The sequence below is a fragment of the Acetomicrobium sp. S15 = DSM 107314 genome, from assembly GCF_016125955.1.
Lineage (GTDB): Bacteria > Synergistota > Synergistia > Synergistales > Thermosynergistaceae > Thermosynergistes > Thermosynergistes pyruvativorans.
The window spans coordinates 1-370 of record NZ_JADEVE010000067.1 but is presented as its reverse complement, the minus strand read 5'-3'; the positions used below and the strand labels follow the sequence as shown (position 1 = coordinate 370).

Below are 370 nucleotides of genomic sequence, written 5' to 3'. Positions count from 1 at the left end.
ACTTCTTCGACGGTTTCCGCACATCTCACGAGGTATCCAAGATCGAATACTTCGAGGACGAGACGTTGACGGCCATGATAGACGACGATTTAGTGGCGGCCCACAGGAAGAGAGCCCTCTCGCCCGACCGCCCGTTTATCCGCGGCAGGAAGGCGTAAGGCCGAGGGATATAATGACAGCAAAGGCCTTCGAGAACGCCATTAAGTTTGTATTAGCCACGGGCGGTTCATCGAACGCCGTGTTGCATCTGCCAGCTATTGCCGTGAGAAAGGTGTAAAAGTGATAAACGCCGCGGGCGGCAATGCCGAGTCTGTGGCTGAGCTCGCTTTCGGTTTCATGATATCCCTTTTCAGGGAGATTCCGAGGGCCA

General features: G+C 54.9%; 2 protein-coding genes. Both read left to right on the top strand.

Annotated features, from left to right (window positions below; all coding sequences use genetic code 11):
- Window positions 1-41 precede the first annotated feature (41 nt).
- Window positions 42-158: a hypothetical protein gene (locus EZM41_RS13365; protein ID WP_342449193.1), complete on the top strand. Its 117-nt coding sequence runs from the start codon at window positions 42-44 to the stop codon at window positions 156-158.
- Window positions 159-172: 14 nt separating this feature from the next.
- Window positions 173-277 carry a dihydroxy-acid dehydratase domain-containing protein gene (locus EZM41_RS13360; protein ID WP_232618913.1) on the top strand — a complete coding sequence of 35 codons (105 nt, stop codon included), beginning with the start codon at window positions 173-175 and terminating at the stop codon, window positions 275-277.
- Window positions 278-370 lie beyond the last annotated feature (93 nt).